The sequence below is a fragment of the Roseospira goensis genome (assembly GCF_014197795.1).
Classification (GTDB): Bacteria; Pseudomonadota; Alphaproteobacteria; order Rhodospirillales; family Rhodospirillaceae; genus Rhodospira; species Rhodospira goensis.
The window spans coordinates 1-19,083 of the sequence record NZ_JACIGI010000037.1; the positions used below are offsets into that span (position 1 = coordinate 1).

The following is a 19,083-nucleotide window of genomic DNA, read 5'->3' on the forward strand; positions in this document are numbered from 1 at the left end:
CAAGGTCATCAAGCGGATGGCCTACGGCTTCCGCGATGACGCCTACTTCTTCCTCAAGATCCGCGCCGCCTTCCCCGGAATTCCGTGATGAACCACTTCTTTCTTGCTCCCACGCTCCCGCGTGGGAGCAAGACACGCCCACGTCCACCCCACCCCGAGGCTCCCATGCCAAGCACCGTCACCGCCACCCCCGAAGCCCTGGCCTTCCTGGCCGAGATCGTGGCCGATCACGGCCCGGTGCTGTTCCACCAGTCCGGCGGCTGCTGCGACGGCTCGTCGCCGATGTGCTACCCGCAGGGCGAGTTCCGCGTCGGCCAGTCCGACGTCAAGCTGGGCGAGGTCGGCGGCATGCCGGTCTTCATCTCCGGCACGCAGTACGAGGCCTGGAAGCACACCGACCTGATCATCGACGTGGTGCCCGGTCGCGGCGGCCAGTTCAGCCTGGACAACGGCCGCGAGCGCCGCTTCCTGACCCGCTCCACCGTGTGCGCCCCGGCGCCCGGGTCCGCCCTGGTCTCCGAGGCGCCGACCTGACCCCGCGCCGGCGCCGTCACCCCCGGCCGGGATCGCGCCCCGGTGTCGTTTGAGTCGTGTGCCCGGGTCTGGCAGACTCCGGGCCTGGTCGCCGGTCGGACCGGCGGCCCGCGTTCTGACACACGTCGACATGATACACGACGACACGACACACGACGGCACGATACGGAGGGGAAGACCATGCTGACCTCGATCGCGGGGCGGGCCTGCATCGTCACGGGTGGGGCCGCGGGCATCGGCAAGGGCATCGCCCGGGTGTTCGCCGCTCACGGCGCCCGGGTCATGGTGGCCGACCGCAACGGCGACGACGCCGGCGCCACCGTGGAGGCGATCCGCGCCGCCGGCGGCACCGCCGAGGCCGCCGCCTGCGATGTCTCGGACTGGGACCAGGTGCGGGCCATGGTCGAGGCCACCGCGCGCACCTTCGGCGGGGTCGACATCCTGTGCGCCAACGCCGGCATCTATCCGCAGACCAAGATGGTCGACATGGACCCGGCCGAATGGGACCGGGTGTTGGCGGTCAACCTCAAGGGCACCTTCCTGTGCGTGAAGGCGTGCCTGCCCTGGTTCGAGGCCGCCGGGCGCGGCCGCGTCGTCGTCACCTCGTCGATCACCGGACCGGTGACCGGCTTCCCGGGCTGGACGCACTACGGCGCGTCGAAGGCCGGTCAACTCGGGTTCCTGCGCACCGCCGCCATGGAACTGGCGCGCTACAACACCACCATCAACGCCGTCCAGCCGGGCAACATCGCCACCGAGGGCCTGTCCGACCTGGGCGACGACTATCTGGCGACCATGGCCGCCTCGATCCCCCTGAAACGGCTCGGGGCCGTCGAGGACATCGCCAACACCGCCCTGTTCTTTGCCTCCGACGAGGCCGGCTACATCACCGGCCAGGCGCTGGTGGTCGACGGCGGCCAGATCCTGCCCGAATCGCTGGAGGCCTTGCAGGAGATCGGGGGGTAGGCAGGACCGCCGGCGGTCAGGACACCGCCGCCGCGCGGCCGGCGCGCTGGCGGGCGACGATGGTCTTCATGATGTTGGCGGTGCCGTCGCCGATCTGGAGGCCGAGCACGTCACGCAACCGCTGTTCGAACGGCAGGTCGCGCGCGTAGCCGTAATGGCCGTGCATCAACAGGCAGCAGTGGATGGTCTCGTAGGCCAGCAGCGGCGGCCACCACTTGCTCATCGCCGCCTCGGCGGTGTGCGGGTGGCCGCTGTCCTTGAGCCACAGCGCGTGCTGGCACAGCAGGCGCGCGGCCTGCACCTGGGTGTCGAAACCGGCGAGCTGGTGCGAGACCCCCTGGAAGGCGGCCAGCGGCTTGCCGAACGCCTGATGCTCGGCGACGTGCGCCCAGGTCTCGTCCAGGCTCTGCTGGGCGACCCCCAGGCATTGCAGCCCGATCAGGGCACGCGAGAAATCGAAGCCCTGCATGACCTGGACGAAGCCGGCGTTCTCGGCCCCCAGCAGGTTCTCGGCCGGCACCCTGACGCCGTCGAAGAACAGCGAGCCGCGCCCGATTGCGCGCTGGCCCAGGCACTGGAACCGGGTGGTCGAGATCCCGGGCAGGTCCATCGGCACCAGGAGGGCAGAGATGCCGCGCGCCTTGTCCTCCGGGCGGCCGGTGCGGGCGAACACCACGGCCGCCGCGGCCTGGTCGGCGGCCGAGATCGAGGTCTTCTCCCCGGTCAGGATGTAGTGATCGCCGGCGCGCTCCATGCGCAGGCCGAGGGCGGCGGCGTCGGAGCCGCCGCGCGGCTCGGTGAGGGCCAGCGACAGCAGGATCTCGCCCCGCGTCAGGCGCGGCAGCCAGGCTTCGGCCACCGCCGGGCGGGCGTGCTGCGCCAGGATGTGGCCGCACAGCGAGGCCAGCAGGGGGATGTAGGCGAAGCTGAAATCGGCCCGGGCGATCTCCTCGCAGATGACCCCGGAATAGAGCGCCCCCGCGCCGCTGCCGCCGAACCGCTCCGGCAGTTCCGGCGCGATCAGGCCCAGCGCGCCCATCTCGCGCACCAGGTCGGGTTCGAAGGCGCCGCTCTGCTCGCGCGCCTGGTAGCCGGGCCGCAGCCGGTCCATGGCGAAGCGGCGGGCCATCTCGCGCAGGGCCGCCAGCTCCTCGGTCTCGTAGATGCTCTGCATGCGCGCATGCTCCCTGGTCGGGTCGGCTCGCGATCGGCCCTACAGCCGATTGGGACAAACCGAACTCGCGGCGCGATTTCGGTTTGCCGCAATAATAGGCTGCGACTCATGCATTGATCGCGATCCGCGCTAGCGGCTGTGGCGGCGGAAGTCGGGCTTGCGCTTTTCCTTGAACGCGCGGCCGCCTTCCTTGCTCTCGTCCGTGTCGTAGTACAGGCGCAGCGCGTACATCCCCATGCCGGCGATGCCGCGGATGGTCTCGCTGTCCATGTTGAACGAGCGCTTGGCGATGGCGAGCGCGGTCGGGCTCTTGTCCAGGATCTCGGCGCACCAGCGCGCCACCTCGGCGTCCAGGTCCGCGGTGGGCACGACCGCGTTGACGAGCCCCATGGCGAGGGCCTCCTGGGCCGAATAGCGCCGGCACAGGTACCACATCTCGCGCGCCTTCTTCTCGCCCACCACCCGCGCCAGGTAGGCGGTGCCGAAGCCGGGATCGACCGAGCCGACCTTGGGGCCGACCTGGCCGAACACCGCCGCCTCGCCGGCGATGGTAAAGTCGCAGATCGTGCACAGCACGTTGCCGCCGCCGATGGCGTAGCCCTGGACCTTGGCGATCACCGGCTTGGGCACGTCGCGGATGATGGAGTGCAGGTCCTCCATCGGCAGACCGATGGTGCCGCGGCCGTCGTACTGGCCCTCGTGCGCGGACTGGTCGCCGCCGGTGCAGAACGCCTTGTCGCCGGCGCCGGCGAGGACGATGACGCCGACCTCGCGGTCCCAGCCGGCGCGGTTGAAGGCGTCGATCAGCTCTTCGCAGGTCCGGCCGCGGAAGGCGTTGTACTTGTCCGGCCGGTTGATGGTGATGGACGCCACGCCGTCGGTGACGTCGAACAGGATGTCCTGATAGTCCATGGTCTCCTCCCGGTTCGGCCGGTCAGCCGTGCATGGTCAAGCCGCCGGAGACCGACAGCACCTGGCCGGTGATGAAGGCGGCGTCGTCGCTGGCGAAGAACAGGATCGCGCCGGGCAGATCGTCGGGCCGGCCCAGCCGCCCCATCGGCACCGCGCGGGTGAAGGCGGTGCGCAGCTTGTCCTTGTCGCCGGCGCCGTCCAGAAAGGCGTCGAACAGGCCCGTCTCGGTGGCGCCGGGGCAGACCGCGTTGAAGGTCAGGCCGTCGCGTGCATGCTCGCGGGCCAGGGTCTTGGCCAGGGCGATCAGGCCGGCCTTGCAGGCGGCGTAGACGGACTCGCCGGACGAGCCGACGCGGGCGGCGTCGGAGGCGATAAACACCATGCGCCCGGCGCGCCGCTCGGCCATGCGCGTCAGCACCGGGTGGGTGACGTTGAGCACGGCGCGCAGGTTAATGTCGATGATGCGGTTCCAGAAGTCCGGGCCGCTCTTCAGGAACGGGGTGAACGCGTCCCAGCCGGCGTTGTTGACCAGCACGTCGATGGGTCCCAGGTCCGCCTCGATGCGGGCCACGGCGGCCTCGGTGGCCGCGCCGTCGGTCAGATCCACCGCGACGGCGGTGGCCTGCCCGCCGTCGGCGCGCAGGCGCGCGGCCAGGGCCTCGGCGGCCTCGGCATTGCGGTCCACCACCGCCACCACCGCGCCCGCCTCGGCGAACCGGGCGCAGGTGGCGCCGCCGATGCCGCCGGCCCCGCCGGTTACGACAACTACTTTCCCTGTCAGTCCACGCACGCGGGCGTCCTCCCTGTCCGACGGGCCGGTGTCCGGTCCCGACGGGGGTCGCGCCACTCCCAGGCGCGGGCCCGATGGGAGGCGGGACGAGTCGGGGCCGCTCCGGCCGCTCCTGCGATCTCCGCCGACCCTAACGCGACGTCCGATTTTACGTCAAGATATTTACATTGATATCCGCCGAGGGATGGCGTCACCATGGCCTCATCATGGCCTCACTGGGGCCGGCGGACGCGCCGGACGGGGCTGTTGACGGGGTGCGGCGGCGGCCCGATAGTCGCCCCATGACGGAGACCCCCGAGACGCCCGCCGCCCCGGCCGACGCCGCGCCGCTGCTCGACGACCTGAGCAACCGGTTGTTCTTCCGGCTGTATCAGTGCACCAATATGCTGCACAAGACGGGCACCAAGGCGCTGGACGACTATGGTGTGACCACGCAGCAATGGGCGGTGCTGGGCGCCCTGTCGCGGCCGGGCCACGAGGCCGGCATCGCGGTCAGCGAACTGGCGCGGTTCCTAATGGTCAGCCGGCAGAACCTGACCGGCGTGCTGTCGCGCATGGAGGCGCAGGGGCTGATCGAGCGCCGGGTCTCGCCCAGCGACAGCCGCAGCCGGCTGATCCGCATGACGGCGACGGGCCAGGATCTGTGGGAGCACGAGTTGCGCCAGCGCATCGCGCGCTTCTATGCCGAGTCGCTCCAGGGGTTCTCGACGGCCGACTGCATCCACATGACGCACTACCTCCAGAAGCTCCTGGACAACTTCAGGGCCCTGGATCCGGAGCCGCACCTATAGGCCGGTGCGCTGGCGGGCCTCGGCCGCCATGGCCTTGGCGATGATGATCTGCTGGATCTGGGTCGTGCCCTCGTAGATGCGGAACAGCCGGGCGTCGCGGAACAACTGTTCGGCGCGGTAGGCGCGGATGTAGCCGGCGCCGCCGTGCACCTGCACGTTCCGGTCGGCGACGCGGCCGACCATCTCGGAGGCGAACATCTTGGCGCAGGCGGCGTCCAGGCCGACATCACCGCCGGCGTCGCGCCGGCGCGCGGCCTCCAGCACCATCGCCCGGGCGGCGAACGCCTCGGCGCGGGAGTCGGCCAGCATCGCCTGGACGAGTTGAAAGTCGGCGATCGGCCGGCCGAACTGGCGCCGCTCGATGGCGTAGCCCACCATGTCGTCGATGAGCCGTTCGGCGAGCCCCACGCAGGCGGCGGCGATGTGCAGGCGGCCCTTGTCCAGCACCTTCATGGCGGTCTTGAAGCCGCGCCCCTCGACGCCGCCGATGAGCGCGTCCGCGGGCACGCGGCACTCGTCGAAGATGACGTCGCACACGGGCGCGCCCTGCTGGCCCATCTTGCGCTCGGGCGTGCCGGTGGACAGGCCGGGCGTGTCGCGCTCGACGGCGAAGGCGGAGACGCCGGCGGCGCCGCTGCGGTCCGGGTCGGTGCGCGCCATCACCGTGAACAGCCCGGCGTCCGGGCCGTTGGTGATGTAGCGCTTGGTGCCGTTCAGCACGTAGGCGTCCCCGTCGCGGCGGGCGCTGGTGCGGACACTGCCGGCGTCCGAGCCCACGTCCGGCTCGGTCAGGGCGAAGGCGCCGATCAACTCTCCGGAGGCCAGGCGGGGGAGATAGCGGGCCTTCTGGGCCGCGGTGCCGTCGAGCGCGATTCCCTGGGCGCCGATGCCGACGTTGGTGGCGACCTTGGACCGGAAGGCGGGGGCGGCACGGCCCAACTCGAACACCAACAGGGCCTCCTCCTCCGTGGTCAGGCCGAGACCGCCGTACTCTGGCGCGATGGACAGCCCGAACAGCCCGAGGGCGCGCATCTCCGCCACGATCTCCGCCGGGATGGCGTCGGCGTCGGCGACCTGGGCTTCGGCGGGGATCAGGCGCTCGTCGACGAAGCGGCGGCAGGTGGCGACGAGCTGGTCGCGGGTCTCCAGGTCCAGGGGCATCGGGGTCTCCCGTGATCGAACGGCGGTCATGAGGAAATATATTGCTGTTTATGGCCCGGGCGTTGCGCCTCTCCGGGGCCATTTTTATGTAAATATATTTTCCTAAATGACGCAAGCGCCGATCAGCCAGGCGCGGCCGCGCCGGGGGCGCGGCCGGTCCTGCCCCGCCCCGATCACGGGCGGGCGGTGCGCCCGTCACGCCCCTTCGAGCGTGAAGCCGATGCGCAGACGGACCTGGTAGTGCCCGACCCGGCCGTCCTCGATGTGGCCGCGGGTCTCCATCACCTCGAACCAGCGCAGGTTCTTCAGCGTCTGCCCGGCGCGGCCGATGGCGGTGTCGATGGCGTCTTCGATGCTGGTCTTCGAGGTCCCGACCACCTCGACGATCTTGTAGACATGGTCACCCATGGAAGGCCTCCTCTGTCCGGGGTCTGTGTCGTGTCCGGCGTCCACGCGGGGGCGTGGACGCGAGAGGGTCGCGCCGCGTCGCCCCTCCGGTCCATGCTCTCACATGGGGTCGGACGCCCGTCAGAACGAACGCGGCAGGCCGAGCACGTGTTCCGCGAGGTAGGACAGGATCAGGTTCGTCGAGACCGGCGCCACCTGGTAGAGCCGGGTCTCGCGGAACTTGCGCTCGATGTCGTAGTCCTCGGCGAAGCCGAACCCGCCGTGGGTCTGCAGGGCCATGTCGGCGGCCTGCCACGACGCCTTGGCCGCCAGGTGCTTCGCCATGTTGGCCTCCGGGCCGATGCTGGCGCCGGCGTCGAACAGCCGCGCCGCCCGGCGCACCATCAGGTCGGCGGCCTCGGTGGCGGCGTAGGCCTCCGCGATCGGGAACTGGATCCCCTGGTTCTGGCCGATGGGACGGCCGAACACCGCGCGCTCGCGGGCATAGGCGGTGGCGCGGTCGATGAACCAGCGGGCATCGCCGATGCACTCGGCGGCGATCAGCACCCGCTCGGCATTCATGCCGTCGAGGATGTAGCGGAAGCCCGTGCCCTCTTCGCCGATCAGGTTGTCCGCCGGCACCCGCAGGTCGTCGAAGAACACTTCGGTGGTGGCGTGGTTCAGCATGGTGCGTATGGGCCGGATGGTCAGGCCGTGGCCCAGGGCGGCGCGCATGTCGACCACGAACACCGACAGGCCGTCGCCCTTGCGGGTCACCTGCTCGCGCGGGGTCGTGCGGGCCAGCAGCAGCATCAGGTCCGAATGCTCGGCCCGCGAGGTCCACACCTTCTGGCCGTTGACGACGTAGCTGTCGCCGTCGCGCCGCGCCGTTGTGCGCAGCGCCAGGGTATCGGTGCCGCTGGTCGGTTCGGTCACGCCGAAGGCCTGGAGGCGCAGGCGCCCGGCGGCGATCTCCGGCAGCCAGCGGTCCTTCTGCGCGGCGCTGCCGTGCCGCAGGATGGTGCCCATGGTATACATCTGGGCATGGCAGGCGGCCCCGTTGCCCCCCGAGCGCTGTACCTCCTCAAGGATGACGCAGGCCTGCGCCAGGCCCAGGCCGCTGCCGCCATAGGCCTCGGGGATCAACGCGGCCAGATACCCGGCTTCGGTCAGGGCGGCCACGAACTCGGTCGGATAGGCTCGCGCGCGGTCCTTGTCCCGCCAGTAGGCATCGGGAAACCCGGCGCACAGGGCCCGCACGCCGGCGCGGATGGCGGTGATGTCGGCGTCGTCGTCGAGGTCCCCGGCGCGCGGGCGGGGCGAGGCGGGCGGGCTGGTCATCGGGCGGCGGGGGGTCCTGGACGGGGTGGAACCGGGCGCAACATCGAGCCGTGCCCGCGGGGGGTGTCCGCGTGTCAGGCGGGGGCGGTGTCCCCGGTCCCGGTCCCGGTTTCGGGCTTGGCGTCGGGAGGATCGGTATCGGGACCAGCGTAGCACGCCACGGCGACCTTGTCCGGGGCCGCCTTGGCGGCCCTCTTCAGGCCCGCGATCAGGCCGGCGATCTCGTCGACGCTGCGCGCCGAATGGCCCTGGGGCAGTTCCACGATGGCGGCGGAGGCGGTCAGCAGCGACAGCCGCCGTTCGATCCCGTCGCGGTCGCGGGCGATGATGTAGCGGCGCTGGCGGGCGGTCTCGTCGTAGAAGCTTTCGACGTCGCGCTGGAACCGCCGCACCAGCGCGCTGACCTGGGCGACCACCTGGTCGCGCGGGTACGCCCGGAACCCGACGAAGAAATCGTCGCCGCCGACGTGGCCCACGAAGGTGTCGGCCTGGGGGATCATCTTGCGCAGCAACTCGGCGAACAGGGTGATGGCGCGGTCGCCCTGTCGGTAGCCGTAGGCGTCATTGAACGGCTTGAAGTGGTCGAAGTCCAGATAGGCGATCGCATAGGACGCGCTGCGGTCCACCAGCATGCGCGAAATGTACTCGTTGATCATGGTGTTGCCGGGCAGCCGGCTGAGCGGGTTCTGGTCCCGGGCCAGCGCCAGGTTCTTCTCGTTGATGACCTTGAGCAATGAGGCCGCCGACAGGAAGCCGCTGTACTGGCGGTCACGGGTGATGAGCACGCAGTCGGCCCCGGCCGAGGCGGAGAACAGCTCCAGGATCTTCTCCGCCTGGGTGTTGACGTCGGCGATCGGACAGCGGGCCACGAAGGCGTCCAGCGTCCGGCCCAACGCGCGGTTGCTGAGCAGCTCCTTGCCATACAGGCTGTAGGTGTACTCCTTCAGGTCCAGCTCGCGGATGATGCCCACCGGCTCGCCCGAGGGGTCGACCACCGGGAAGAACGTCCGATCCTTTTCCGCCCGGAAGCGTTCGAACACCGTCGCCATGCTGGACCCCAGGGTGATGGCGTCGAGGGCCTGGGTCTGGGCGCTGATCAGGGCGGCGTCGGTATCGAGCCGGCGCTGGTCGGCCTCGTTGAGGGCGCGGATGTCGGCATGGTCGCGGTCCAGGTGGGCGCCTGCGAACACCCGGCCGCCGGCCAGGGGACCCTGCACGTAGTCGCAGCCGGCCTGCCGGCAGACATGGTACTCGTCCGCCGTCTCCACACCCTCCGCCACCACCTGGCTGCCGAGCAGGTGGGCCAGGTTGGTCAGGGTGTTTAGGGCCAGGCGCCGGCCGCGCTCGCGCGCCGCCCCCTGGATGAAGTAGCGGTCGAGCTTGACCAGGTCGGGGCGGGCCAGCGTCAGCAGCGGCAGACTGGCATAGCCGGCGCCGAAATCGCCCAGCGCCAGACGTCCGGACAGGCCGCGCAGGGTCCCGAACAGGTCCAGCAGCGCCCGGCGGGTCGCGTCCGCCGCCGGGGCGGTGCGGCACAGGTCCTCGGTGCTGAAGGCCGCCAGGCGCTCGGAGATCTCGACCACCACCGCCGCGGGTGGAATCCCGTGGCGGTCGAGGTGCTCGCGCACGGTTTCGATGATGGCGGCCGCCCGGCCACGCAGGCGCATGTCCAGGTTCAGGAACAGCTTGAGTCCGGCGCGGTCCGGCACCGCGGCGAACAGGGCCACGGCGCGGGCATGGGCGGCCGCCTCCACGTCCGCCAGGCGGTCGTCGCACCGCAGGGGGTCGTCGGGGTCGCTGTCATCGTGGGCGCAGTCCAGCAGGTCCTGGCCCGACGCGAACCCGAGTTCGGGGGCGTTGCCGATCACGGCCTCGACCCCGAGCGTGCGGCCCGAGTGGGTGCCCACGACCGGTTCCAGCGCCATGCGCAGATCCGCGACGATGCGGTCCCAGCCGAGGCGACGGGCGGCCGTGCCGCCCTCGATGGCGTCGCGGGGGTCGCGCGTCGCGATGATCCGGGGCTTGTAGCGCAGGGGCATGCGCCCGCCTCCCTCACACACCAGGGCGGGGATGTCGGGATTCTCCGGACGGGTGAGGCCGATGTCGGTCATGCGGCCCTCACGGCGCGGCGCCTGCGGCGTCGGTGCCGGAACGGGGTCGCCCGGGCCGCGGGTCGGTCGCGCCATGTCGCGGGTCGGTCGCGCCATGTCATGGCTGCCGGCCCATACCCTGAACCCGGGCGTGCATCGGGTCAATCCGGCCAGAAGTCAGGGCGGTCGGGGCGTGGGGCACGGCGTCGGCCTCGCGACGAGGAGGGTGGACCGGCGGGCGGCGAGGCCCGGTGGCGCGGCAAGGGTACGACCTTGCGGCACCCAGGGCAATGCAGCCGTGTAACGAGGATGAAGCCGAGAAAGCGCTAAAGTGTCGTGTCCCCAGTAGTGGGCGGGTCGTTTCGGGCCGGTGCGGGGGTGGCCATGGCGGCGTCCAGGGCCAGGCCGTCGCGCAGGACGGCCTCGGCCTCGGCGGTGTGGCCGCCGCCCGGGCGGTGCAGGACCAGGCCGGGCCACAGGGTGGCGGGGCCGCGCACGCCGGCACGGGCACGCACGATGACGCGGCGCGCCGGCCGCGGGGTGCCGTCCGGCCCGGGGCCGGGCCATAGCGGGATCACCTCCACGGCGCCGGCGCGGCCGGCCAGGGCCGCCAGCACGGCGTCGAGCCGGTCGGCGCGCTGGATCACCACCAGCCGGCCCTTGGGCCGCAGCCGGTCCAGGCAGGCGCCGATCCAACGTGCCAGCGGCACGGTGGCCATGTGGGCGCTGGCCCGCCCGGCGTCCGGCGGCGCCGTGCCGACCTCAAGGTAGGGCGGATTGGTCAGGACCACGTCCACCGGCGCCAGCGCGGGCGCGGTGGTCAGGTCGGCCTCGACCACCGCCAGCCGGTCGGTCAGGCCGTTGAGGGCGGCGGATCGGCGCGCCAGCGCCGTGCGCGCCGGATCGCTTTCGATGCCGGTGACCCGCAGCCCCGGTCCGGCCCGCGCCAACAGACAGAACGCGGCGGCCCCGGTGCCCAGTCCCGCGTCCAGCGCGTGCGCAACCCGCCCGGGGCCGGCCAGCGGCACCGCCGCCGCCAACAGCACCGGGTCCATGGCCACGCGGTAGCCGCGCGCGGGCTGCAACAGGCGCACCCGCCCGCCCAGCAGGGCGGTTTCGGTGACGCCGGCGGAGTCCGTGTCGGTGTCCCCGTGCCTGGCCGCGGGCGGGGTCGCCGCCGTCACGGCGCCGGCTCGTCACTGGCCTGCGCCAGCACCCAGCGGGCCCGCGCGAAGTGGTCGGCCGCGACCCACACCCGGGCGCGCACCGCGCCCACCGCGCCGCCCAGGGCGGCACTGGTGTGGCGGTCCAGCACGGTGGCTTCGATGTCCTCCTGCCGCAGGCACGCCAGCAGGTAGGACAGGAATACCGGATCCTCCACCACGGTCAGTTCCCGCATGCCGTCCATGGCCGCCGTCTCCCGATCGGACGTTCTGCCGGCTCCGGCGGAGGGTCGACCGCGCGGGACCGCTTGTGCCCGGGCGCCGCCGATCCCACCTCAGGAGCGCGTGTCGTGGCGCTTGACCCTGCTTCGAACGCGCCCCTATGCTCCGGTCGCGCGGGCCGGGCCGTCAACCCCGGCCGCGCGCCCTTGAATGGTCCGTACCTGAACGCTCTACATCTGAACGCTCCGCATCGTGGTCACCATCGTGAACGCTCCATCGCTTCCCAGCGCCGCCGCCGCGGCCGCCGCCGAGACCCCGGATGCGGGGCCGTCGTCGACCCATAGGGTCGCCCTCGACGCCCTGCTTGACCTGGTCGGCGACGACCTGACGCGGGTCAACCAGACCATCCTGGACCGGATGCACAGCCCGATCGCGCTGATTCCGCAGCTCGCCGGGCACATCGTCGCGGCCGGCGGCAAGCGGCTGCGCCCGCTGCTCACGCTGGCGGCGGCCCGGCTGGTGGGCTACGAGGGCGATCGTCACATCAGCCTGGCGGCCTGCATCGAGTTCCTGCACACCGCCACGCTGCTGCACGACGACGTGGTCGACGAGAGCGACAAGCGCCGCGGCCGCGACACTGCCAACGCCATCTGGGGCAACAAGCCCAGTGTGCTGGTCGGCGACTTCCTGTTCGCGCGCGCCTTCGAACTGATGGTCGAGGACGGCTCGCTGGAGGTGATGGGCATCCTGGCACGCGCTTCGGCCGTGATCTCCGAGGGCGAGATCCACCAGCTCCTGACCTCGAACAATATCGAGACCGTGGAGGAGGATTACATCCAGGTGGTGGGCGCCAAGACCGCCGCCCTGTTCGCCGCCGCCACCCGCATCGGCGGCGTCGCCGCCGAGCGCCCGCGCGCCGAGCTGGATGCGCTGGACGCCTACGGCCGCAACCTGGGAATCGCCTTCCAGATCACCGACGATTTCCTGGACTACTCGGCGCGCGAGGCGGAACTGGGCAAGTCCATCGGCGACGACTTCCGCGACGGCAAGCTGACCCTGCCCGTGATCCATGCCATCGCCCATGGCGACGACGAGGAGCGGGCGTTCTGGCGCCGCTGCCTGGAGGAGCAGGACTTCAGCGATCCACACGGCGAGGCCGACCTGGCCCACGCCATGACCCTGCTGGCCCGGCACGGCGCCCTGGAGGAGACGGTGCGGCGCGCCCATGCCTACGCAGAGGCGGCGCGCCGGGCCCTCGACATTTTTCCCGACAGCCGCATCAAGACCATCCTGACCGAGGTGGTCGACTTCAGCGTCGAGCGGGCCTACTGATCGGCGCCGCGCGGCGAGATCGCATCTTGCATGGCGCGGCCGAAGGCTCTATACAGTGCCTCCCGCGCGACGCTGGCGCCGAACCCCGCTTCGGTCGCCGCGCCCGATACCCCGGCCGGAGTGTAGCTCAGCCTGGTAGAGCACTGTCTTCGGGAGGCAGGGGCCGCAGGTTCGAATCCTGCCACTCCGACCAACGAAACCCCGTCAGGTCAATGACCTGGCGGGGTTTCGTCGTTCTGGGGAACCGTGCGCTGGGGTTCAGGTGAGCCGTCCTGCGGCAGCGGGGGCGGCGCCCCGGCTCAGCTCCGCCGCCGTGTGCCCACCAGGCGCGTGGTGTGGCCCCGGCCGCCGTGCTGGGGGCCTTCGTCCAGGTCAACCACGCCGTCCTCCAGCAGGTCGATGTCCAGCAGGCCCTCGAAGTCCGCGCGCAGGGTCTCGGGGTCATAGAGCATCTCCGCCACCGGCGGGCCGCCGGTGGCGTAGCCGAGCTGGGCGGGGTGAAACGCCTCCAGGATCAGCACGCCGCCGGGCTTCAGTGCCCGCGCCATGGCGCGGTGCACCAGGGCCCGGTGCTCCGGGCGCAGATGCAGGAAGATGCAGACCACGGCGTCGACGGCCGCCTCCGGCCAGTCCCACGCCGTCAGGTCGGCGCAGGTGGTGCGCAACGTGACCCCGCGGTCCAGCGCCAGCCTCATCGCCTTCTGCAGGCCCACCGCGGACTGGTCGACGGCATGCACCCGCAGGCCCTGACCGGCCAGCCAGACGCCGTTGCGGCCCTCGCCGTCGGCCACCGCCAGCACGGACTGGCCCCGCTCCAGGCGATGGCGCTGGCGGGTCAGAAAACTGTTGGGCTCGACGCCGTAAATGTACTTGCGTCCCTCGTACCGCTGGTCCCAGAAGTCGGTGTCCATGATGCTCCTTGTTCCCGAAGGGCGGGGTTTGCTGAGGGCGGGTCGCCACACGGTCGCTACAGTCGGCATATAGGCTTTCCGTCTTCGTGTCGCGATGGGCGCGCGCCGGCCGGCGGGTTGACCGGCATCATGGTCGCCGCCGACCCCGACGCCCATGGTGGCCCGCCGCCCGCATCGTCCCACCGGCCTACCGCCAAGGGAGCCCGCCCCATGCCCGGTTTCGCAACCCGCCACTGGCGCAAGGCGCTGGTCGTGCCCCCCGTCGCCCTGGGTCTCGTCCTGGTGCTGCTGATGGCCGGCGGCAAGGCCCCGCCGACCCGCGCAGAGGGCGGCGAGACGGCCCGTGCCGCCCGCATCCTGGAGGTGCCGGCGGTGGACCTGGTGCCGCGCGCCACCGGGTTCGGCCAGGTCACGCCGGAATACGTCTGGCAGGCCGTCGCCCAGGTGTCCGGCCGTGTCGTCGAGGTCAATCCCAACCTCAAGAATGGCGCCATCCTGGACCAGGGGACGGTGGTCGCCCGCATTGACCCGACGCGCTATGCGTTGACGGTGCAGGAGCGCGAGGCCGACCTCCAGGAGCTGGACGTGCGCGAACAGAACACCCGCGCCTCCATCGCCATCGAGGAGCGCGCCCTGGAGGTGGCGCGCCGCGACCTGCGCCGGCAACGCGACCTGCGCGGCAGCGGCGCAGCCTCGCAGGCGGCGCTGGACCAGGCCGAGAAGACCGTCCTCAGCACCGAGCAGAGCCTCCAGAACCTGCGCAACACCCTGAACCTGATCCCGGTCCAGCGCGCTCTCGCCCAGGCCCGTCTGGAACAGGCCCGGCTCGACCTGGACTACACCACCCTGACCGCGCCCTTCGACCTCAGGGTGTCGCAGGACAGCATCACCGAATCGCAGTTCGCCACCGTCGGCCAGGTGCTGGCCGAGGGCGACAGCCTGGCCGTGGCCGAGGTCAACGCCCAGTTCACCTTCGGCGAGATGGCCGCCCTGATCCGCCCCGGCACCAGCCTGGCGGTGCGGCAGGCGGCGGGCGAGAACGACGTCGGCCAGGCGCTCGGCATCACGGCGACGGTGCGCCTGCGGGCGGGCGGCGAGGTCGAACAGGTCATCGAGTGGCCGGCCCGGCTGGTGCGCATCGCCGACACCATCGACCCCAAGACCCGCACCGTCGGCATCATCGTTGCGGTCGAGGACAACTATGCGCGGGCCGAGCCCGGGGTGCGTCCGCCGCTGGTCAAGAACATGTTCGTCGAGGTGGAACTGCGCGGCGAGCCCCGACCCGACGCGGTGGTGGTGCCGCGCCTCGCACTGCACCAGGGGGTGGCCTATCTGCTCGATGACCGGGACCGGCTGATCAAGCGGCCGGTGACGCTGCGGTCGGTGCAGGGCGATCTCGCCGTGGTCGAGGATGGGATCGCGGCCGGCGACCGGCTGGTGATCTCCGATCTGATCCCGGCCGTGCGGGGCATGCTGATCGACCCCCGCCGCGATGCGGCGGCCCGCGCGCGCCTGATCGCCGCCGCACGCGGCGAGGCACCGCTGGAGGCGGCGACGCTGGTCCCCGACGACGACGCGGCGGCGGCGCAGGCCGAGGCGGAAGCCACGGTCGAGGCGGGATCTGAGGCGGGATCTAAGGCGAGACCTGAGGCGAGATCTGGGCCGGGGCTGGAGGCGGTGCGATGATCGCCTACTTCGCGCGTCACCCGACCGCCGCCAACATCCTCATGCTGGGCATCCTGGTGCTGGGTCTGGCCGCCCTGCCCGGGTTGCAGCGCGAGACCTTCCCCAAGCTGTCGCTCGACGAGGTGCAGGTCACGGTCGTCTACCGCGGCGCCACCGCCGAGGAGGTCGAGGACGCCATCTGCCAGCGGCTCGAAGAGGCCGTGTCCGGCATCAACGACCTGGAGGAGACCCGCTGCGAGGCCGCCGAGGGGGTCGGCACCCTGACCGTGGAGATGGGCGAGGGCGGCGACATCACCACCTTCGAGTCCGACATCAAGACCGAGGTGGACGCCATCGACAGCTTCCCGGAGGGCACCGAGGATGCGGTGGTGCGCACCCTGGGGCGGACCGACTTCGTGGCCTCGATCGCCGTCACCGGCGACATGCCGGCCACCGACCTGAAGGGCTACGCCGAGGCGGTCAAGAACCGCATGAACGCCGCCGGGCTGGGCCAGGTGGAGATCAGCGGCTTTTCCGATCGCCAGATCCGGATCGAGGTGGCCACCGAGACCCTGCGCCGCCACGGCCTCAGCCTGGCCGACATCGCCACCCTGATCGAGCGCCAGAGCCAGGACCGCCCCTCCGGCCGGGTCGAGACCGGCGACGGCGAGGTGATCGTGCGCTTCGACGACGAGCGCCGCACGGTGCCGGAGTTCCGCGACCTGGTGGTGGTGGCGGCGGCCGAGGGGGGCGAGTTGCGCCTGGGCGACATCGCCACCATCACCGACCGCTTCGAACTGGACGAGTCCAAGGTGCTGTTCAACGGCCGGCGCGCCGCGCTGCTGGACGTCACCAAGACACGCGCCCAGGACACCCTGACGGTGATGGAGCGGCTGACCACCTTCCTCGACCAGGAACGGGCGCGCGCCCCGGCCGGGGTGACCCTGGCAGTCACCCGCGACACCGCCTCCATCGTCGAGGACCGCCTGACCATGCTGCGCGACAACGGCGTGCAGGGCCTGGCGCTGGTGTTCCTCACCATGTACCTGTTCTTCTCGCTGCGCTTCAGCTTCTGGGTGGCGATGGGCCTGCCGGTGTCGTTTATGGGCGGCCTGTTCCTGATGAGCGTGCTGGGCCTGACGATCAACATGATCACCATGGTGGCCCTGCTGATCGCCGTCGGCCTGTTGATGGACGACGCCATCGTCATTTCCGAGAACATCGCGCGCCATCTGAAACGCGGCAAGGGCGCCTATGACGCCGCCATCGACGGCGTGCGCGAGGTCATGCCGGGCGTGGTGTCCTCGTTCATCACCACGGTCTGCATCTTCGGCGCCCTGGCGTTCATCTCCGGCACGTTGGGGCAGATCCTGCGCGCGCTGCCCATGGTGCTGCTGCTGGTGCTGCTGGTCAGCCTGGTGGAGGCATTCCTCATCCTGCCGCACCACCTGGCGCATTCGCTGGAAAAGCGCGCCGAGAAGCCGCCGGCGCGCTGGCGGACGCGCTTTGAAGCCGGCTTCGAGACCGTCCGCGAGCGCGTCGTGGGGGGCCTGGTGGACCGGGCCATCGCCTGGCGCTACCTGGCGCTGGGGGTGCTGGCGCTGGTCTTCCTGGGCACGGTGGCGGTGGTCGCCGGCGGCTTCGTCAAGTTCCGCGCCTTTCCCGATCTCGACGGCAACATCGTGCAGGCCGAGATCCTGCTCCCGCAGGGCACGCCGCTGGCCCGCACCGAGGCGGTCGTCGCCCAGGTGGTCGACGCCATCGACGGCGTCGGCCAACGGCTGTCGGCGGAGCTGCCGGCGGAGCTGCCGGCGGAGGTGCGTCAGGCGGTCGAGGCCGCCGGCGACGGCGCCGGCACCCGCGGCGGGGCGCTGGTCAACAACGTGGTCACGCTCCACTCGGTCAACACCAGCGCGGCCGAGAGCGGCGCCCATGTCGCGACGGTCAGCGTCGATCTGCTGGATTCCGACCAGCGCCCCGACCTGTCGGCGGCCCGGGTGGCCAACGCCTGGCGCGACGCGGTCGGGGTGGTGCCCGATGCCCTGTCGATGCGCTTCGGCGAGCGGGTGATCGGCCCCGGCGGCCGCGCCCTGGAGATCCGCCTCAAAGGCGCCGACACCGCCGCGCTCAAGGCGGCCTCGCTGGAGCTTCAGGCGTGGCTGGCCGGCTACGCCGGGGTCTACGACCTGATGGACGACATGCGCCCAGGCAAGCCCGAGGCCCGCCTGCGGCTGCGCGACGGCGCCAGCGCCCTGGGCCTGCGCGCCGACACCGTGGCGCAGCAGGTCGCGGCCGCCTTCCAGGGTGTGACGGTGGACGAGATCCAGGTCGGCGACGAGGCATTCGAGATCGACGTGCGGCTGCGGCCCGAGGACCGCAATTCCCTCGCCGACCTCGACACCTTCATGGTCACCACCAGCGACGGCGAGACCATCCCGCTGTCCAACGTGGCGACCATCGAGCGGGCGCGCGGCTGGGCCCGCATCAACCGCGTCGACGGGCTGCGCACCATCACGGTCATCGGCGAGGTCGACGACGAAATCGCCAATGCGCAGCAGATCGTCAGCCACACGCGCGAGACCTTCCTGCCCGACCTGCTGGCCCGTCACCCCGGCGTCAGCACCGATTTCGAGGGCCAGGCCAAGGAGATGGCCGAGACCTTCGGCTCGCTGGGGCGCAACATGATCGTGGGCCTGGTGGGCGTGTTCCTGCTGCTGTCGTTCCAGTTCCGCTCCTACGTCGAGCCGGTCACGGTGATGGCGGCGATCCCGATGGCCTTCGTCGGGGCGGTGCTGGCGCACTGGGCGCAGGGGCTGGAACTGTCGATGCCGTCGATGATCGGGCTGGCGTCGCTGGCCGGCGTGGTGGTCAACGACTCCATCCTGCTGGTGATGTTCATCAAGCAACGCCGGCTGGAGGGGATGACCGCCGTCGACGCCGCCCGCCGCGCGGCGCGGGAACGCTTTCGGCCCATCCTGCTGACCTCGCTGACCACCATCATGGGCCTGGGGCCGCTGCTGCTGGAGACCAGCCTGCAGGCACAGATCATGATCCCGCTGGCGTCCAGCCTGGCCTTCGGCCTGACCTCGGCGACCGTGCTGGCGTTGGTGCTGGTGCCGGTGGTCTACGTCATCTTGGACGACCTGGGGGCCACCCGGCGGGTCCGGCACGGCGACGTGACGGGGGCGGCCCCGGCCCCGGTGGCGTAGCAGGGGGCCTAGAAACAGAACTCGGTCTCGCGCCCACGCTCCTGCGTGGGCGCCTGCGGGCGATGTGCGGTCCCACGCGGGAGCGTGGGACCTAGAAACAGAACTCGGTCTTGCGCCCACGCTCCCGCGTGGGCGCCTGCGGGCGGCGTACCGGTCCCACGCGGGAGCGTGGGACCCAGAAACAGAACTCGGTCTCGCGCCCACGCTCCCGCGTGGGCGCCTGCGGGCGATGTGCGGTCCCACGCGGGAGCGTGGGACCCAGAAAGAGGGGCTCCCGCGTGGGCGCCCGCGGACGGTGTACGGTCCCACGCGGGAGCGTGGGACCCAGAAGGAGGGGGCCTTGCGCCCACGCTCCCGCGTGGGCGCCTGCGGGCGGCGTACCGGTCCCACGCGGGAGCGTGGGACCCAGAAACAGAACTCGGTCTCGCGCCCACG

16 protein-coding genes and 1 tRNA gene are annotated in these 19,083 nt (G+C 71.5%); 7 read left to right on the forward strand and 10 right to left on the reverse strand.

Annotation, left to right across the window (positions count from 1 at the left end; genetic code table 11):
• Positions 1-165 precede the first annotated feature (165 nt).
• Entirely contained in the window at positions 166-534 is a 369-nt protein-coding gene (locus GGD88_RS15730; protein WP_184437181.1) for a DUF779 domain-containing protein, read from the forward strand.
• 180 nt (positions 535-714) lie between these two features.
• The gene (gene fabG, locus GGD88_RS15735) at positions 715-1,500 is read left to right on the forward strand and encodes a 3-oxoacyl-ACP reductase FabG (RefSeq protein ID WP_184437183.1); all 786 of its coding nucleotides are present in this window, start codon (positions 715-717) and stop codon (positions 1,498-1,500) included.
• Between the two features lie 16 nt (positions 1,501-1,516).
• Here the strand turns inward: fabG and aliB are convergent, their stop codons facing one another.
• The 3 genes from aliB to GGD88_RS15750 form a co-directional block, all read right to left on the reverse strand.
• Positions 1,517-2,674 (reverse strand): cyclohexanecarboxyl-CoA dehydrogenase, encoded by a 1,158-nt coding sequence (gene aliB / locus GGD88_RS15740; protein WP_184437185.1) that lies wholly within the window; start codon positions 2,672-2,674, stop codon positions 1,517-1,519.
• 129 nt (positions 2,675-2,803) lie between these two features.
• Entirely contained in the window at positions 2,804-3,586 is a 783-nt protein-coding gene (gene badI / locus GGD88_RS15745; RefSeq protein ID WP_184437187.1) for a 2-ketocyclohexanecarboxyl-CoA hydrolase, read from the reverse strand.
• Positions 3,587-3,608: 22 nt separating this feature from the next.
• Positions 3,609-4,376, reverse strand: a complete 768-nt coding sequence (locus tag GGD88_RS15750; protein ID WP_184437189.1) for an SDR family oxidoreductase — start codon at positions 4,374-4,376, stop codon at positions 3,609-3,611.
• Between the two features lie 281 nt (positions 4,377-4,657).
• On the opposite strand from GGD88_RS15750, the gene GGD88_RS15755 reads away from it, so the two are divergent.
• Entirely contained in the window at positions 4,658-5,167 is a 510-nt protein-coding gene (locus GGD88_RS15755; protein WP_184437191.1) for a MarR family winged helix-turn-helix transcriptional regulator, read from the forward strand.
• On the opposite strand, the gene GGD88_RS15760 is transcribed toward GGD88_RS15755, so the two are convergent.
• From GGD88_RS15760 to GGD88_RS15785, 6 genes are all read right to left on the reverse strand, one after another.
• On the reverse strand, positions 5,162-6,328 hold the full coding sequence (locus GGD88_RS15760) for an acyl-CoA dehydrogenase family protein (RefSeq protein ID WP_184437193.1): 1,167 nt from the start codon (positions 6,326-6,328) through the stop codon (positions 5,162-5,164). The two genes, GGD88_RS15755 and GGD88_RS15760, sit on opposite strands and share 6 nt — an antisense overlap.
• A gap of 195 nt (positions 6,329-6,523) precedes the next feature.
• Complete coding sequence (locus GGD88_RS15765; protein WP_184437195.1) at positions 6,524-6,736, reverse strand: dodecin; 213 nt, start codon at positions 6,734-6,736, stop codon at positions 6,524-6,526.
• Between the two features lie 120 nt (positions 6,737-6,856).
• Entirely contained in the window at positions 6,857-8,056 is a 1,200-nt protein-coding gene (locus tag GGD88_RS15770) for an acyl-CoA dehydrogenase family protein (RefSeq protein ID WP_184437197.1), read from the reverse strand.
• 74 nt (positions 8,057-8,130) lie between these two features.
• On the reverse strand, positions 8,131-10,095 hold the full coding sequence (locus GGD88_RS15775) for a bifunctional diguanylate cyclase/phosphodiesterase (protein WP_246423824.1): 1,965 nt from the start codon (positions 10,093-10,095) through the stop codon (positions 8,131-8,133).
• A gap of 377 nt (positions 10,096-10,472) precedes the next feature.
• Positions 10,473-11,330, reverse strand: coding sequence for a tRNA1(Val) (adenine(37)-N6)-methyltransferase (locus GGD88_RS15780; protein ID WP_343056397.1), 858 nt, complete (start codon positions 11,328-11,330; stop codon positions 10,473-10,475).
• Complete coding sequence (locus tag GGD88_RS15785) at positions 11,327-11,554, reverse strand: putative signal transducing protein (protein ID WP_246423825.1); 228 nt, start codon at positions 11,552-11,554, stop codon at positions 11,327-11,329. The genes GGD88_RS15780 and GGD88_RS15785 overlap by 4 nt, the downstream gene beginning before the upstream one ends.
• A 337-nt stretch (positions 11,555-11,891) precedes the next feature.
• On the opposite strand from GGD88_RS15785, the gene GGD88_RS15790 reads away from it, so the two are divergent.
• Both GGD88_RS15790 and GGD88_RS15795 read left to right on the forward strand, forming a co-directional pair.
• On the forward strand, positions 11,892-12,863 hold the full coding sequence (locus GGD88_RS15790) for a polyprenyl synthetase family protein (RefSeq protein WP_246423828.1): 972 nt from the start codon (positions 11,892-11,894) through the stop codon (positions 12,861-12,863).
• 116 nt (positions 12,864-12,979) lie between these two features.
• Positions 12,980-13,056 (forward strand) — tRNA-Pro (locus GGD88_RS15795).
• Positions 13,057-13,162: 106 nt separating this feature from the next.
• On the opposite strand, the gene GGD88_RS15800 is transcribed toward GGD88_RS15795, so the two are convergent.
• Complete coding sequence (locus GGD88_RS15800) at positions 13,163-13,774, reverse strand: class I SAM-dependent methyltransferase (RefSeq protein ID WP_184437199.1); 612 nt, start codon at positions 13,772-13,774, stop codon at positions 13,163-13,165.
• A 210-nt stretch (positions 13,775-13,984) separates the two neighbouring features.
• Between GGD88_RS15800 and GGD88_RS15805 the strand changes: the two genes are divergently transcribed.
• Positions 13,985-15,460, forward strand: coding sequence for an efflux RND transporter periplasmic adaptor subunit (locus GGD88_RS15805; protein WP_184437201.1), 1,476 nt, complete (start codon positions 13,985-13,987; stop codon positions 15,458-15,460).
• Positions 15,457-18,648 (forward strand): efflux RND transporter permease subunit, encoded by a 3,192-nt coding sequence (locus GGD88_RS15810; protein WP_184437202.1) that lies wholly within the window; start codon positions 15,457-15,459, stop codon positions 18,646-18,648. Before GGD88_RS15805 ends, GGD88_RS15810 begins: the two co-directional genes overlap by 4 nt.
• Positions 18,649-19,083: the final 435 nt, after the last annotated feature.